14 protein-coding genes and 2 tRNA genes are annotated in these 16,104 nt (G+C 67.5%); 9 read left to right on the top strand and 7 right to left on the bottom strand.

Annotated elements, in window-relative coordinates; translation table 11 throughout:
- The first annotated feature begins 1 nt into the window (after position 1).
- Complete coding sequence (locus AC6JAC_RS15160) at positions 2–1,009, top strand: GNAT family N-acetyltransferase (RefSeq protein WP_497965262.1); 1,008 nt, start codon at positions 2–4, stop codon at positions 1,007–1,009.
- 74 nt (positions 1,010–1,083) lie between these two features.
- On the opposite strand, the gene AC6JAC_RS15155 is transcribed toward AC6JAC_RS15160, so the two are convergent.
- From AC6JAC_RS15155 to AC6JAC_RS15140, 4 genes are all read right to left on the bottom strand, one after another.
- A complete protein-coding gene (locus AC6JAC_RS15155) occupies positions 1,084–2,523 on the bottom strand; it encodes a short-chain fatty acid transporter (protein WP_497965260.1) in 1,440 nt (479 codons plus the stop codon).
- Between the two features lie 80 nt (positions 2,524–2,603).
- A complete protein-coding gene (locus AC6JAC_RS15150; protein ID WP_497965258.1) occupies positions 2,604–3,434 on the bottom strand; it encodes a lysophospholipid acyltransferase family protein in 831 nt (276 codons plus the stop codon).
- A gap of 1 nt (position 3,435) precedes the next feature.
- On the bottom strand, positions 3,436–4,260 hold the full coding sequence (locus AC6JAC_RS15145) for a DUF1295 domain-containing protein (RefSeq protein WP_497965256.1): 825 nt from the start codon (positions 4,258–4,260) through the stop codon (positions 3,436–3,438).
- 2 nt (positions 4,261–4,262) lie between these two features.
- On the bottom strand, positions 4,263–4,997 hold the full coding sequence (locus AC6JAC_RS15140) for an alpha/beta hydrolase (protein WP_043439505.1): 735 nt from the start codon (positions 4,995–4,997) through the stop codon (positions 4,263–4,265).
- 247 nt (positions 4,998–5,244) lie between these two features.
- On the opposite strand from AC6JAC_RS15140, the gene AC6JAC_RS15135 reads away from it, so the two are divergent.
- From AC6JAC_RS15135 to AC6JAC_RS15105, 7 genes are all read left to right on the top strand, one after another.
- Positions 5,245–6,618: an FAD-binding oxidoreductase gene (locus tag AC6JAC_RS15135; protein ID WP_028272537.1), complete on the top strand. Its 1,374-nt coding sequence runs from the start codon at positions 5,245–5,247 to the stop codon at positions 6,616–6,618.
- A 26-nt stretch (positions 6,619–6,644) separates the two neighbouring features.
- Positions 6,645–8,123 (top strand): YibE/F family protein, encoded by a 1,479-nt coding sequence (locus AC6JAC_RS15130; RefSeq protein WP_497965254.1) that lies wholly within the window; start codon positions 6,645–6,647, stop codon positions 8,121–8,123.
- Between the two features lie 97 nt (positions 8,124–8,220).
- Entirely contained in the window at positions 8,221–9,402 is a 1,182-nt protein-coding gene (dusB, locus tag AC6JAC_RS15125) for a tRNA dihydrouridine synthase DusB (protein WP_028272535.1), read from the top strand.
- Complete coding sequence (locus tag AC6JAC_RS15120) at positions 9,395–10,684, top strand: deoxyguanosinetriphosphate triphosphohydrolase (RefSeq protein ID WP_497965252.1); 1,290 nt, start codon at positions 9,395–9,397, stop codon at positions 10,682–10,684. Before dusB ends, AC6JAC_RS15120 begins: the two co-directional genes overlap by 8 nt.
- A gap of 16 nt (positions 10,685–10,700) precedes the next feature.
- Positions 10,701–12,656 (top strand): DNA primase, encoded by a 1,956-nt coding sequence (gene dnaG, locus AC6JAC_RS15115; RefSeq protein WP_497965250.1) that lies wholly within the window; start codon positions 10,701–10,703, stop codon positions 12,654–12,656.
- Positions 12,657–12,723: 67 nt separating this feature from the next.
- Positions 12,724–12,796, top strand: a tRNA-Asn gene (locus tag AC6JAC_RS15110).
- A 126-nt stretch (positions 12,797–12,922) separates the two neighbouring features.
- Positions 12,923–12,995 (top strand) — tRNA-Asn (locus AC6JAC_RS15105).
- Positions 12,996–13,054: 59 nt separating this feature from the next.
- On the opposite strand, the gene AC6JAC_RS15100 is transcribed toward AC6JAC_RS15105, so the two are convergent.
- The 3 genes from AC6JAC_RS15100 to AC6JAC_RS15090 form a co-directional block, all read right to left on the bottom strand.
- Positions 13,055–13,468: a hypothetical protein gene (locus AC6JAC_RS15100; protein ID WP_028272120.1), complete on the bottom strand. Its 414-nt coding sequence runs from the start codon at positions 13,466–13,468 to the stop codon at positions 13,055–13,057.
- A gap of 89 nt (positions 13,469–13,557) precedes the next feature.
- Complete coding sequence (locus AC6JAC_RS15095) at positions 13,558–13,737, bottom strand: hypothetical protein (RefSeq protein ID WP_028272121.1); 180 nt, start codon at positions 13,735–13,737, stop codon at positions 13,558–13,560.
- Between the two features lie 50 nt (positions 13,738–13,787).
- Complete coding sequence (locus tag AC6JAC_RS15090) at positions 13,788–15,011, bottom strand: multidrug effflux MFS transporter (RefSeq protein ID WP_028272122.1); 1,224 nt, start codon at positions 15,009–15,011, stop codon at positions 13,788–13,790.
- A gap of 184 nt (positions 15,012–15,195) precedes the next feature.
- Between AC6JAC_RS15090 and AC6JAC_RS15085 the strand changes: the two genes are divergently transcribed.
- Positions 15,196–16,062: a phage holin family protein gene (locus AC6JAC_RS15085; RefSeq protein WP_497965247.1), complete on the top strand. Its 867-nt coding sequence runs from the start codon at positions 15,196–15,198 to the stop codon at positions 16,060–16,062.
- The last annotated feature ends 42 nt before the right edge of the window (positions 16,063–16,104 follow it).

The following is a 16,104-nucleotide window of genomic DNA, read 5'->3' as shown; positions in this document are numbered from 1 at the left end:
CATGGCCATCGAATACCGCGAATGGCGCGAGGGCGACGACCTTGCCCTGCTCGAACTCTGGGGCGGCCCGGAGACCGAACAGGCACGGCAGTTCCGCGGCACGCTCGCGCCCTCGGGCAACTCGCCGTGGCGCCGCTGCATCGTGGCCGAGGACGTCGTGGACGGCGTGGCCATCCCGGTCGCGGCGGCAGTGGTCCACGAAGCATCGCTGCACCCCGAACGCCTCTGGATGTACATCGAGGTCGCAAAGGACCACCGCCGGGCCGGCGTTGGCTCCACCCTGCTGACCATGCTCCGGCACGAAGCCGGCCAGGCGCCGTCGGGCGTTTCCAGGCTGCGGACCAAGGTGGAGCCGGGCACGCCCGGCGCCGCGTTCGCCGAAGCTGCCGGCCTGGTGCCGATCCAGCGTTCACGCCTGGTCGTGGTGGCACCGGGGGCGCTCAAGCTGCCGGTCTTCGGCGACGGTTCGGAGGCCGCGGCGTCCGAACAGATCGAGGACCTCGCCACCGGTTCGGTGGAGCTCAGCGACGTGGTGGGCCGCTACTACACGGCCGTCCACACCTGGGACAGCCCCGGCGAGCTCAGCATCGGCACCGTGCAGCGGCTGTTCCTCGACGAACTCAGCGGGGCGCACGGCGCGATCGTGCTCCGGGCACCGAAGGCCAGCGCCTTCGGCCAAGGCGTCCCGGCCAGCAGGAAGGGACGGCTCGAGGCCTTCGCCATCAGCTACGCGGAACTTGTCCCCGGCGGGGAGAGCGCGGCGGGCGGCGAGGGGTCCGCGTCGGGCCAGCCCACGGATGTGTTCGTCGGCCACGATCCGAAGCTGTCCGACGATGAAGCCCGGGCCGCGATCCGGGACCTGCTGGCGCTCATCGCGTTCCAGCACCCCGTGGTGCTGGAACTGGACGATTCGATGACTGCCCTGCGCGCCGTCGTCGAGCCTTTGCTGGACAGCGGCACGGCCAGCCTCCGGGGCAGCGAAACCCTGGTGGTTTCCGACCCCGCCTAGGCACCAACCAACTGACCCGCAGCGGGCGCCGTCGAAATCGGCGTCAGCTGCGGGTCAGCGTGGTTTAGGGCCAGCTACTTGGGGATCACCGGAGGAACGAAGTCGAACGTCATTCCCAGCAGCCACACCAGCAGGAGCACCACGGGCAGGTGGAACACGAACTGCAGGAACGTGAAGCCCACCAGGTCACGGGCCCGCAGTTTGAGCACGGCGAGCAGCGGCAGCATGAAGAACGGGTTGATCAGGTTGGGCAGCGCCTCGGCGATGTTGTAGATCTGGACGGTCCAGCCCAGGTTCATGTTCACATCCGTCGCCGCCTGCATCAAGTACGGCGCCTCCACGAGCCACTTCCCGCCGCCGGAGGGCACAAACAGTCCCAGTAGGGCCGTGTAGAGGGCAATCACGACGGCGAACGCACCGCCGCCGCCGATGTCCGAGAAGAATTCGGCCAAATGTGCCGACAATGACATGCCCCCGTGGCCGGTGGCCTTCGTGAGGATGGCGGCCATGGCTGCGTAGAGCGGAAACTGCACCAGTATGCCTGCGGTCGCCGGGACCGCTTTGGTCACTGCCTGCAGGAAGTTCCGCGGCGTCCGGTGCAGCACCAGGCCCAGGATGAGGAACACGAGCAGGTAGCCGTTGAGGCTGCTGACCACGGTCAGGAACGGCTTCGTGAGGAACTGGGAGACCAGCCAGCCCAATGTCAGGATCCCCGCCAGGACCGGCAGGATCACGCTGTATTCCAGCCATTCCCCGGGCCGGGACCGCGGCTCGGGTTCGCTGGGTTCGTCGTCGAGGTCCACACCGAGATCCGCGGCCGTGCGCACCGCCGCGCCGCGCGGAGCCGAGAAATGGGCGATCACCGTGGTCAGCGCCATGAGGATGGCCAGGGTGAGCAGCGACTGCCAGGTGAAGATGGTGGTGCCGAAATCCAGGACCCCGGTGATCTTGAGGAGGGCAGGCGGCAGGGAAGCTGCGGTCGCCTGCAACTGGGCGGCCGACGATGACAGCCCCAGCGCCCACACGGCGCCCAGGCCCATGAAGGCGGCCGCACCGAGCGCCCGGTAGTCCACGGACAGATCCTTGCGCCGCGCGATGGCACGCGCCAGCAGGCCGCCAAAGATCAGGCTAAGGCCCCAGTTCAGGAAGGACACGGACATCGACAGCATCGCCACGAAGCTCACGGCGGTCCGGGCGGTGGACGGGACCAGCGCGAGCCGGTCGATGAGCTTGGCCACCGGGGGAGAGGTGGCCACCACGTAGCCGGTGAGGACCACCATGGACATCTGCAGCGTGAATGCTGTGAGGTCCCAGAATCCGTTGCCGAAGGAATCGGCGATGGATTGCGGTGAGGCGCCGATCGCGAGGGCAGCTACGGCTATGAGGACCACGCCGGCCAGCGCGAAGATATAGGCATCCGGGAACCACTTTTCCGTCCATGCCGCCAGCCTTTGGGCCAGGCGGGCCAGGCCGCGTTCGTCGATCTCGCTTCTTGTCAGGACTGTGTCTGCCACAGGAAGGATCCCTCTCCATTGAGTGTGTGCAAATGTGCTTGCGTACCCATGGAGCCTAGCCAAGGCCCGGCTCTGCCTGCCTAAGCGCGCCGCCCACCCGCGCGCCGGGGACCCTCCGCCTTATCCAGCCGCTGGCGTTCGGCGTCGGTGGGAGCACCGCCGCCCAAGTGCGCCGGCATCCACCAGGCGCCGGGCCGGGGCGCGAGCGGAAAGTCCGCGATGGCGGCGTCGATTCCGGCCTGCAGGATGCTCCGCAACCGTTCGGTGGCAGGCTGGGCGTCACGAACGGGATCGGGCAAATCCCCCGGCAGCAGGGGCTCGCCCACGTGGATCCGGACGGGCGCGCGCCAGGCGCGAAGCGGTGAGAACCCGTGGCGGCGGGTCATCAGCCGGTGCGCTCCCCACACCGAAACGGGAATGATCGGCACGCCGGCTTCCGCCGCCATCCTGACGGCTCCGGTTTTGCAGTCGCGGACCGTGAAGCTGCGGCTGACGCCCGCCTCGGGAAGGACGGCGATGTACTCGCCCGCGTGTAGTTTCACGACGGCGGCGTCATACGCGCCGCTGCCCGAACCGTACGGAACCATCACATGCCCGGCAGCGCTGATGGCCGGACCGGCGAGCCAATGGTCGGCCGCGCCCTGGGTCACCAAGTAGCGCAGCTCGGCCCGGTTGTGGTTCCACAGGAGCATCTCGGCGAAGGCAAAATCGAGGTAGCCGAAATGGGTGATGGCGACGACGGCTCCCTCGCCCGGCACCACCTGGCGCGACGGACCGTTGAGCGGCCCCGGCGGCGGCAGGTGTTCCCGGCCCGTGACGATGACGCGGATCCGGAAGAACCGGCGCAGCGCCAGTCCGGTCCCTACGATGAAACGGTAGAAGCGGTCATTGGGCTGCGGCCGCCAGGCCATTTCAGCGCCTGCCCGGCTGACCGCCAGCCGAACGGCGAGGCGGCCATGGGATAAAGCCCGACGTCGACTCGACGTATTCCTTGTAGCCCGGCCGGGCGGACATCGCCTTCTCCGTGAGCGGCTTCCCGGTCTGGCCCGCGAGCGCCCAGACCATCAGGGCCGGGGACAGGATGGTCAGGATTCCGGGCCAGGAGTCAGCGGCAACCAGGAACAGGCCGGTCCAGACGGCGGCGTCGCCGAAGTAGTTGGGGTGCCGGGTGTACCGCCACAGTCCCGTCTTGAGCACTGTTCCCTTGTTGGACGGGTTCTTCTTGAACTGTGCGAGTTGCCAGTCACCCACCGTTTCGAACACGAAGCCGATGACCCACAGCAGCACACCGAGGAGGGCAACCCAGCCCACGGCGCCGGTGGCGAACATCCCCACCTGAACCGTCAGGGACACGAAGAACATCACAAGGCCCTGGGGAAGGTAGACACGGCGCAGTGCGTACACATCGCGGGAGCCCGGGGCATCGCCCAGCATTGCCTCGTAACGGGGATCTTCATGGCCGCCCCGGGCGCGCCAGCCGATGTGGGTTCCGAGGCGGAGGCCCCACACGCCCGTCAGCAGCAACAGCAGGAGGCGCCTGCCGTCGTCGCCTGTTCCGGCGGACAGCAGCCACGAGGCCAGGGCGACGGCAACGAAGCCGGGTCCCCAGGCCACGTCCATGACGGAGTGCCGCCTCTGCGCCACGGCCACGGCGAAGGTGACCGCCAGGACACCCGCCACGGCCAGCGCCGTCCAGGGCAGGCTGGCCAGGAATTCGTTGACGGGAAATCCGGCCATGGTCACAACACCACCGGAATGCCGTGGGCGGCGCCGGCGGGCAGCAAGGTATCCAACCGTGCCGTATCGCCGTCGAGTTCCATACCGGTGTTTTCCGCGAACGACTTGAGGACGAAGCCGGTTGCCAGTGTGTGCCACAGCCGGACCTTGCGGAACATGAAATGGCCTGCCCCGGCCAAGGAGACGTAGCGCATCTCGTCGGCCAGATCCGCTGCCCGCCGCGCAAATTTCAGCGATTGGGCCGGGCTGGTCCAGCGGTCCCGGGAACCGTGGACAATCAGCACCCTGCGGCCGGCCACGTTTTCGGCCGGTGTCTCGGCGCTCAGCCAGGGGGCCAGGGCCACTACGGCACCCACCTGGGGATCGTCGGCGGCGCAGATGGCGGTGAGTCCGCCCATCGAGTGCCCCAGGAGGTAGACGGGCACTCCGGGGTGCTGCGCGTGGATCCGGGCCAGCGCCCAGCGGGCATCCTGCAGCGGTGACATGTCCGCGCCGTTCCAGCCGCGCACGCTGTTCCGCAACGTCCAGACGGCCAGTCCGTGGCTGCCGCCGGCGCGGTGCAGATGCTTGGCGAAGGGCACCATGCGGGCAGGGCTCAGATGTCGGGCTTCCACCGGCTCATAGCTGTGCGAACGGCCGCCGTGCAGGACCAGGGCCACGCCGCGGGTAACGCCCGCCGCCTCGCGCACCGTTAGTACGGGCTTGTTGTTGCCTTGGTCATTCCTGCGATTACCCATGCGGGCCTCCAGACTCCTCGTCCTACATTTATAAACCCAAGGGTCCCGGCAATCCTTCCAACCGGCCCTTACGGGATCACAATGGGCATTCGGAGCCGCCGGGCCGGAAGATTGCGTTCGCTCCTGAAATCCCTTGACGGCGCCTGCCGAGAGGAGTAGGCCGGACGCGTAAGCTCCGGTCGTTAGCCCGATGGGATGCGAAGTGGGCGGCCGGATCCGAGGTCGAAGAGGATCGGCGGTACTGGAAATGAACGCAACATCGCTCGATGCCCTGCGGGAACAGGTTCGCGGGCAAGTGGTCACACCGGATGACGCGGACTACGACAATGCCCGCGCCGTCCACAACGGAATGATCGACAAGCGCCCCGCTGCCGTGGTGCGGGTGTCCCAGGTGGCGGACGTCATCGCTGCCGTCAACTACGCCAGGGACAACGGCATGCCCGTCGCCATCCGGGGCGGCGGGCACAGCGGGCCCGGGTTTGGCACGGCGGACGATGCAGTGGTCGTCGACTTTTCCGCCACCAGGGGCGTCCGGGTCGATCCGGCCGGCAAGACGGCCAGGACCGAGGCCGGCGCGACGTGGGCCGACTTCAACCACGCCACCCACGCCTTCGGGCTGGCCACCACCGGCGGCATTGTCGGTTCAACCGGCGTATCGGGGCTGACCCTCGGCGGAGGGATCGGCTACCTGGACCGGAAATACGGCCTCAGCTGTGACAACCTCCTCTCCGCCGATGTCGTCACGGCGGACGGGAAGTTCCTCACGGCCAGTGAAACCCAGAACGAGGATCTTTTCTGGGCGCTGCGCGGGGGCAGCGGGAACTTCGGCGTCGTGACGTCCCTGGAATTCCGCCTGCATCCCGTGGATATGGTCCACGCCGGCATCATCATCTACCCGCTGGAGCACGCCGAAACCGTAGCGAAGTTCTACCGCGAGAACATCGCGGCGGCCCCACGCGAGTTCGGCGCTTTCCTCGCCTTCCACCAGGGACCGCCGGTTCCGTTCCTTCCCGAGGAGTGGCACGGGAAGCCGGTCTGCATCGTCGTGGGTATGTGGACAGGCGACCCGGCGGAAGGACCGGCCCGCTGGCAGCCGTTCCTCGATGCCGCGCCGGTAGCGGGGTCCATGGTGGGGCCGATGCCCTACCCGGCCCTGAATTCTGCCTTTGACGGAATGTATCCCAAGGGGCTCCTCGCCTACTGGAAGGCGGCCTTCCTCACGGAACTCAACGACGGCGCCATCAACGCCCATGCGGAGTTCGGAAAACGGGTGCCCAGCGTGCAGACCGCAGTGCACATCTATCCGATTGACGGAGCCGTGCACGATGTGGGGATTGCGGACACAGCCTTCCCCAACCGGAATGCCAGGTTCTCCCCGGTCATTGCGTGCCATTGGGCGGACCCTGCCGAAAGCGAGGCGAACATCGCCTGGGTGCGGGACTTCGCGGCGGCGCTGCAGCCCTACTCCGAGACTGCGGGCTACATCAACTTCATGGACGGCGATGACTTGTCCAAGGTCGCGGAAAACTACGGACCCAATTACGGCCGCCTGCAGGAGATCAAAGGCAAATACGATCCGGGGAACCTGTTCCGTGTCAACCAGAACATCAAGCCCCAGTAAAGTGCAGGCATGAGGTTTTACTGCTGATGGGTGCCGGACATTCCCACGGTCACACAGATCATTCGGATCCGACACCCGGGGCCCTCGCTGCCCGCAAACGGGCCAACTGGCTTCTCGCGGCGGTATTGATTCCGCTGACGCTCCTGACCCTGGCGGCCATGGCCATGATGTGGCCGTCCGGGAACAAGGAGGACCTGAAGCTCGCCAGCCCCTACGCGGCAGCCCCGGGCGTGACGTTCGACACCGGTAAGATCCAGCGGGTGGTGGTGGAAAGCTGCATCCAGGGAAGCGCAGGCCAAAACGCCACCGCACAGCCCGGCACCGGCCAGGACGCCGCCCAGCAGGGGAGCGAGTGCACCTTCGCCTTTACCGAGCCGGACAAGGGCGGCAACCCGGTCAAGGTGGTGATCAACCCGGACGTGGTGAAGTCCCACGGCGTCAAGGTGGGTGACGACATCCGGTACCTGAACCTGTCCAACGCGCAGGGCGCATCGGCGGGCCAGGGCGGAGCACCGGCCTACATCTTCGTGGACTTCGTCCGCACCCTGCCGATCATCCTGCTGGCCGTCCTCTACGCGGTGGTGGTGATCGCCGTGGCGCGCTGGCGCGGTCTGCGGGCGCTGATCGGCCTCGTGGGAGCCTACGGGGTGCTGGTGACGTTCATGCTGCCCGGGCTGGTGGAAGGGAAGCCGCCCCTGCTGCTGGCCCTGGTGGGATCGACTGTGATCATGATCGGCGTCCTCTACTTCGCCCACGGCTTCTCGGCCCGCACCTCCACGGCGTTGCTGGGCACCATGTTCGGCCTGGGCATCACGGCGCTCCTCGCTGCCTGGGCCACGGACGCGGCCAACCTGGCGGGCGTGGGAAGCCATGACGCCGCCACGCTGGCGAACATCTCGGACAACATCTCCATTTCCGGCATCATCCTGTGCGGGCTGATCATTTCCGGACTTGGCGTGCTGAACGACGTCACCATCACCCAGTCGTCCGCGGTGTGGGAACTGTACGAACTCGCGCCGGAGACCAGCGCCCGCCAGCTCTTCTCCTCAGCCATGCGGATCGGCCGCGACCACATCGCCTCCACCGTCTACACCATCGCCTTCGCCTACGCGGGCGCCGCCCTGCCCATCCTGATCATCGTGATGCTGTACGACCGTCCGCTCGGCGAAGCACTGACCAGCGCCGAACTGTCCGAGGAAGTCATCCGGACCCTCGTCGGGTCCGTGGGCCTGGTGCTGGCCATCCCCGTTACCACGCTGATCGCGGTGCTGGTGGTCAAGGCCACCGGGATCAGGCAGGCGTCCGTCCCGGAAACAGGCCGCACCTCTTCCGGACGGGCACCCGTAGCGCCCGACGACGTCGGGGACACCGGCGCGCTGGCGGCGGCAACGGAGTTCTCCCGCAGCGGCCGGACGCGCGCGGCCGGCACCCCTGAAGCCCGGGACAGCTCCCGGGATCCCCTGCCCGGCAGCCGGCGGGCACGGCGGGCCGCGGAAGGGGAGTAGCAGGGGGAGGACTGCAACTTAACCCGTGTTTTCGGCCGCCGGCTCGCCGGTTTGGCCGGCTTTGAGACGATTTGCCCGGCTTTGAGACAATGAACGGGTGACTGTTGTAGCAACGCCTCCCGCCCCTAAGCTGGAACTCCCGCCCCTGAAGCTGGGCCCCATCACGGTGGACACCCCTGTGATCCTGGCTCCCATGGCGGGCATCACCAACTCCGCCTTCCGCCGTTTGTGCCGTGAGTACGGCGGCGGCATGTACGTCGCGGAGATGGTCACCTCGCGTGCCCTCGTGGAGCGCACCCCCGAATCACTGCGCATCATCTCCCACGACCCCGACGAGAAGGTCCGCTCCGTCCAGCTCTACGGCGTTGACCCCGTGACTGTGGGCCAGGCCGTCCGCATGCTCGTCGAGGAGGACCGGGCGGACCACATCGACCTCAACTTCGGCTGCCCCGTGCCCAAGGTGACCCGCCGCGGCGGCGGCTCCGCCCTGCCTTGGAAGATCGACCTCTTTACCTCGATCGTGCAGACCGCGGTGAAGGAGGCCTCCAAGGGCGGCGTCCCGCTGACCATCAAGATGCGCAAGGGCATCGATGAGGACCACCTGACGTACCTCGACGCCGGCCGGATTGCCCGCGATTCGGGCGTCGCCGCCGTCGCACTCCACGGCCGCACGGCCTCCCAGTTCTACTCCGGCCAGGCCGACTGGTCCGCCATCGCCCGGCTGCGCGAGGCGCTGCCGGACATTCCGGTGCTGGGCAACGGTGATATCTGGTCCGCCGAGGACGCGGTCCGCATGGTCCGCGAGACCGGCGTGGACGGCGTGGTGGTGGGCCGCGGCTGCCAGGGACGCCCGTGGCTCTTCGGCGACCTGCAGGCCGCGTTCGAAGGCAGCGACAAGCGCCACAAGCCCAACCTGCGGCAGGTCGCCGAAGGCGTGTACCGCCATGCTGAGCTTATGGTCGAAACCTTTGGCAACGACGAAGGCAAAGCACTCCGCGAAATCCGCAAGCACATGGCCTGGTACTTCAAGGGTTACGTCGTGGGCAGCGAACTGCGGACGCGGCTGGCCCTGGTGACCAGCCTGCAGGTCCTGCGCGAAACGCTGGCCGAGCTGGATCAGGACTCCCCGTACCCCGGCGTCGATGCGGAGGGGCCGCGCGGACGTGCCGGTTCCCCGAAGAAGCCCGCGCTGCCCAAGGACTGGCTGGTCAGCCGGCAGATGGACGCCGACCAGACGCGCGACATCGCCGCTGCGGAACTGGACGTCTCAGGTGGCTGAAACCCGGACCACCGCGCCCGTGCTGCCAGGCTACGAAGCCCACGACTCCGCCCGCTGGGTGGAGGAACCGCCCAAAACCACCTACCGCTCCGACTTCGAACGGGACCGTGCACGGGTCCTGCACTCGTCCGCGCTGCGCCGGCTCGGCGCCAAGACCCAGGTGGTTGCCCCGGACACTGACGACTTCGTCCGGACCCGGCTGACGCACAGCCTGGAAGTGGCCCAGGTGGGCCGCGAACTGGGCCGGACGCTGGGCTGCGACCCTGACGTCGTGGACACCGCCTGCCTCAGCCACGACCTCGGCCACCCGCCCTTCGGGCACAACGGTGAATCCGCCCTGAACGAGATGGCCCACGCCATCGGCGGCTTTGAAGGCAACGCCCAGACCCTCCGCCTGCTGACCCGGCTGGAACCCAAGGTCCTGGCCGCGGACGGAACCCCGGCCGGGCTCAACCTGACCCGGGCCAGCCTCGACGCCGCAGCCAAGTATCCGTGGTCCGCGCTGAACGCCCCGGTGATCCACGGCCAGCGGACCAGCAAGTTCGGCGCCTACGAGGACGACCTGCCCATCTTCGACTGGATCCGCCAGGGCGCGCCGGAGCGCAGGTCATGCCTCGAAGCCCAGGTGATGGACCTCGCGGACGATATCTCCTACTCGGTCCACGACGTCGAGGACGCCATCGTCGCCGGCCACTTCCAGCTGCGCTGGATGGACAACCCGGACCACCGCGCCCGCGTGGTGGGATACGCCAAGCAGTGGTACCTGCCGCACAACGACCCCGCCGCCATCGACGCCGCCCTGGCCCGGCTCGAGGCCACCGACGTTTGGGTGCGCGAAGCCGACGGCAGCCGTAAGGCGATGGCCGCACTGAAGAACATGACCAGCCAGCTGATCGGCAGGTTCTGCCAGAGCGCCCTGGAGACCACGCGGGCCGTCTACGGCCCCGAAGACCTGACCCGGTACAACGCCGAGCTGATGGTGCCGGACGATACCGTGATGGAAATCGCAGTCATGAAGGGCCTGGCCACCACCTTCGTGATGACCACCGAACACCGCCAGCCCATCTACGAACGCCAGCGCGAGGTCCTGCACGCCCTGGTGACGGCGCTGAACGCCACCGGAGACCGCCACCTGGAACCGATGTTCGCGGCTGACTGGAGGGACGCACCCGACGACGGCACCCGCCTTCGCGTCGTCATCGACCAGGTCGCCTCGCTCACCGACGGATCCGCGCTGGCCATGTACGAGCGGTTGGTGGGCAGCCTGCCATCCCTTTGGTAAGGACTAGGATGGCTCTGTGGCCGGGCTGATTAAACGCGAAGATATTGACGAAGTACGCCAGCGCACGGACATCAAGGAAGTGGTCGACGGCTACGTGACGCTCAAGGGCGCCGGGCTGGGATCGTTCAAGGGCCTGTGCCCCTTCCACGACGAGCGCTCGCCGTCGTTCACTGTCCGCCCCCAGGTGGGCAGGTACCACTGCTTCGGCTGCGGAGAAGACGGCGACGTCATCTCCTTCGTCCAGAAACTGGACCACACCTCGTTCCATGAGGCCGTGGAAAAGCTGGCCGCCCGGATCGGCTTCGAACTCCGCTACGAAGACGGCGGCACGGGCCCCAACCGCGAGGAAGTGGGCAAGCGCCAGCGCCTCCTGGACGCCCACAAGGTGGCTGACGAGTTCTTCCGCGCCCAGCTGCTGACCCCCGGGGCCGCCGAGGGCCGCAACTTCCTCCACGGCCGCGGCTTCGACCGTGCCGCCTCCGAACAGTTCGGTGTGGGCTACGCCCCGCAGGGCTGGGACGCGCTGCTCAAGCACCTCCGCGGCCGCGGCTATACCGATGCTGAGCTGAAACTCACAGGCATGTTCTCGGAAGGCAACCGGGGAATTTACGACCGCTTCCGCGGCCGCCTGATCTGGCCCATCCGCGACATCGCCGGCGACACCATCGGCTTCGGCGCCCGGAAGCTCTACGAGGACGACCAGGGCCCCAAGTACCTCAACACGCCGGAAACCACGCTCTACAAGAAGTCCCAGGTGCTCTACGGCATCGACCTCGCCAAACGGAACATCGCCAAGGATCGGCAGCTGGTGGTGGTGGAGGGCTACACCGACGTCATGGCCTGCCACCTGTCCGGAATTACGACGGCGGTGGCCACCTGCGGTACCGCGTTCGGCGCCGACCATATCAAGATCGCCCGGCGGCTGCTGTCCGACGACGGCACCGGGGGAGAGGTCATCTTCACGTTCGACGGCGACGCCGCCGGCCAGAAGGCCGCCCTCCGCGCCTTCGAGGAAGACCAGAGATTCGTCGCGCAGACCTACGTCGCCGTTGAACCCACCGGCGCGGACCCGTGCGACCTGCGGCAGGCCCGGGGTGACTCGGCGGTGCGGGACCTGATCAGCAGCCGCCGTCCGCTGTTCGAATTCGCCATCAGGGCAACGCTGAAGCGGCACAACCTGGACACGGTGGAAGGCCGCATTGCCGCGCTCCGGGAGTCCGCTCCGGTGGTGGCCCAGATCCGGGACGCGGGCATCCGCCCCGCCTACGCACGCGAGCTGGCAGGCTGGCTGGGCATGCCCGTGGAAGAGGTCAGCCGCGCAGTGGCCGTGGCTGCCAAACGTGCCGCCCAGGGCGAAACGCCAGCCGGCAACGGTGCGGGGCCGCAGCGCGCCGGTGCCGGAACCGGGCCGTCCGCCGGGCAGCCCGGACGCCCCGCCCAGGGTGCCGCGCCGGGCATTGCCGAGCTCCCGGCGTCGGGCGTGGTGCCGTCCTTCAACCGGCCGGACCCCCGGGACCCTGTGGCTTCCATGGAGCGGCAGGCGCTGGAGGTGGCGCTTCAGGAGCCCTCCATGCTTGCTGGCGGGACCTGGGACCGGTTCAGTGCCGCGGGGTTCAGGACCCCCGCCTACCAGGCCGTCCACGACGCCATGCGCGCCTCCGGGCCCGGGCTGACCGGCGATCCGGTGCGCTGGGTGGAGCAGGTGATGAACGAGGTGCCGGAGCCGCTCCGCCCGCTGGTCTCCGAGCTGGCGGTGGTGCCGCTGCCGGCAAGCAACGCGGAAGGCGTGCTCAGGTACTGCCGCGACATCCTGGCCCGGCTGTTCGAACTGCAGATCACCAGGGTCAAGGCGGACAAGATGGGGCAGCTTCAGAGGCTGGATGCCTCGGCGCACCCGGAGGAGTTCCAGCGGCTGAACCGGGAACTGATGATGCTGGAAATGGAGCGCCGTTCACTGCGTTCCGATGCCTAGCTTCGGCTCAGCCCGCTTGCCGATTTCACTTCCTGACGGGGGCTTGCTAGGCTAGTACCCGCTTCATTCCTCCTTAGCTCAATTGGCAGAGCATTCGACTGTTAATCGAAGGGTTGCTGGTTCAAGTCCAGCAGGAGGAGCGCACAGTCCCCGTTCCGGGTCACCGGGACGGGGACTTTTTTATACCCGGGAGGGGTATTGGGCTGCGCTGCCGGAGCCGATTTCACATTGGGGCAAAACCTTTGCTAATGTCATACCTGCTTCATTCCTCCTTAGCTCAATTGGCAGAGCATTCGACTGTTAATCGAAGGGTTGCTGGTTCAAGTCCAGCAGGAGGAGCGGACAGGCCCCGCGGCCGGCGAACTGTCGGCTGCGGGGCCTTTTTTATTGCGGGTTAGTCAGACGAAGTCCATCTCCACCTGCAGGAAGCGCTCCGCCTCTGCGATGGCGGCCCGGAAGGCCTCGTCCTCGGTGGGTGACTTCCGCGGCTCGCGCGGGTGCCATTCGTGCGGCGCTGAGTGCACCCTGGTGAAGCCGCTGTTGGGCGGGGCGTAGAAGATGCCAAACCGCTGTACAGGCCATTCAGGGGATGTCTCAGGGGCCACCAGGAGCGCGGCGTTGAACGCCGGGTTGAACCACTGGGCGATGGGGCGGCGCCGGTCCTCCGTGAAGAGCCCGGCGGCATACAGCGCTGCCGACTGCGGGCTTGTCTGGGAGCATAGCCGTTCCCACCACAGGGGCAGGATGCCGGCGTCGTCGCAGCGCTGCCATGTGGCCGGAAGGGGCGGGTGATGCTTCTGCCAATCGGGCACAGAACAACTTTATCGCGCGGGCAATTGCCGGAACAGGGCCACTCAGCCCGTGCCCTGCCTCTGGAGGAGATTGCCCGCCGGGGCGTTCGTCAGGGCCGGTTCCACGGACCGGGGTTGACCCGGAAGAGCAGCGCGGAGCCGGCGATCGCCCCCAGGATGATGCCCATTGCCGGGTTCCCCATCGCCCGGCCGGCGAAGTAACCGGCGACGCCGCCGATCACCGCGCCGAGGAACAGTCCCCTGCGGTTGCGGTGCGGTCTCTTGGCCATGGTTCCAGCCTACCGGGGTGGATCGGGGGCACTCGGTGGATGGCGAGAGCTCAGTGGATCGAGGGCACTGTGCGCGGGCGCACCACCAGCCACAGGGCAGCCGCTGCCAGCAGGATGCTCGTGGCCTGGACCCCGCCCATGACGGTCGCCGAGATGTCGCCGAACCAGCCCACCACGGGGGACACGATGCCGGCCATCATGAACGTTGCCGCTCCCAGCAATGACGCCGCGGTTCCGGCCTGGGCGCCGTGCTTGGACAATGCCAGGACCTGGACGCAGGGGAACGTGAAGCCAGTGCCGAGGATGTAGAACCAGAGCGGCACCATCACACCCCAGAGCCCGAAGCCGAGCTGGTCGAAAATAACGATCAGCACGGCCATCACGAACATCCACGCCGTCGAACAAGCCAGGATCCATTGCGGCGGTACGCGCCGGATCACCCGGGAGCTTGTCTGCACGCCGGCCACGATGCCCAGCGAATTGATGCCGAAGAGCAGGCCGTACTGCTGGGGCGTGAACCCGTAGACGTCCTGGAACAGGAACGGGGACGCGGACAGGTAGGCGAACAGGCCGGCGAAGTTCATGCCGCCCAGCAGCAGCAGGCCCACGAAGATCCGGTCCGAAAAGAGCAGCTTGTAGCGCTGGCCCGCCGTCAGGCCTGACGTGCCCCGGAGCTCGCGGGGGAGCGTTTCGCGCACCAGGAGGATGGCGGCAATAATCACCAGCGTGCCGTAGCCGGCCAGGAAATAGAAAATGCCCGGCCACGGCATGATCAGCAGCAGCTGGGAGCCGATCACGGGCGCCAGGATCGGAGCCAGGCCATTGACCAGAGCCATCCGGGAGAACATCCGCACCATGGCGTACCCGGTGAAGAGGTCCCGCACCATGGCCATGGCCACCACGCCGCCGCCGGCCGCACCGATGCCCATCAGCACGCGGAAGAGTCCCAGGGTGGCAAGGTCCGTGGACAGCGCCGCGCCGAGCGAGGCGGTGATGTGCAACGCGGTGGCAAGGATCAGCGGGAGCCTCCGGCCGAACTTGTCGCTCAGCGGCCCGACTACCAGCTGTCCCAGGGCGAAGCCGATGGTGGTGCCGGTCAGCGTGAGCTGGACTTCCGCCTCCGACACCCCGAGGCTCGCCTCCAGCGCCGGAAAGGCAGGCAGGTAGAGGTCGATCGTAAAAGGGCCCAGTGCCGTCAGGGCGCCGAGCAGGAGGATGTACAGGAGTTTCCGGTTGCGGCTCAGGGAGTCGCCCGGATTGGCGGGAATGCTCACAGGGACCAATCCTAGGGCCCTTGGATCATACTTTTACAGCGTTGGAGGGCGCGCCACGGCTTATTACCCGAAGGAGGTGCCGAAGCTGAATGATAGTTTTGACAACGGGGAGTGTGTGAAGCCGCGCAGGCCCCCGGAATCCACCGGAATCCGAATCAAAGATGGAACCAGTTAGGCGGGATCGATGAGCGGACGACACAGCGGCCGGACAACAGGCGGACTGAGTATTGCGGCGCTGCCCAAAACTCTGAGGCTTGTTGCCAAGCTGGCACCACGGCAGCTCAACGACGAAATCGCGCTCGCGAAGATCGAGATCAAGCGCAAGGGCATCCAGGTCGGGGTGGCTGCAGCGTTTTTCGCCGTCGCACTGGTGTTCCTCGCCTTCCTCGTCACCGGGCTCATCGTGGCGGCCATCATGGGGCTCGCCACCATCATGCCGGCCTGGCTTGCAGCCCTCCTGGTGTGCGCCGTGTTCCTTGTCATCGCCCTCATCGGAGCCCTGATCGGAATGCGCAAATTCAAGAAGGCCATGCCGCTGGTGCCCGAGGAGACGATCCGCGGCCTCAAGCACGATCTCGGCATCGTCAAGGAAGGCTCGGAATTCAACCCGGCCGTCCTGGATCCGGCCTCCGACGAGGCCAAGGCCGCCAAGGCCGCCAAGGCCGCCAAGGAAGCGAAGGCAGCCCGGGAGAAGGCGGAGAAGGAAGCCAAGGAAGCGGCAAAGCCGGACCTTGGTCCCGCCCCCACCGAAGCTGAACTGAAGAGCCGCCTCGACAAGCGCCGCCGGCACCTCACGGGCGTCCGCGACGAGCTCGGCGAGGAGCTTGACGTCAAGACCCAGGCCCAGCTCCTGCTGGGTGCCGCCGAAGTGCAGCTGAAAGCCGGCAAGGAACGCGCGGGCCACCAGGCTGAATCCCTCAGCCGCTCTGCCTCCAGCCTCCTGAACCGCGCCGGCGAGAGCGAGCTGGGAACCCGCTGGAAGCCGCTGGCCGCCCTGGTCGCATCGGCCGCCGTCCTGGCCGTCCTTCTCCGCAAGCTCCTCAAGGGCTAGGACTTACCGGCACTGCCCAGGTAGCCGTAGCGGAAGGGAAGG

The sequence above is a fragment of the Arthrobacter sp. KUASC02 genome, from assembly GCF_059739395.1.
Note: the sequence above shows the minus strand (reverse complement) of the source record. Positions and strands in the feature narration are given on the sequence as shown.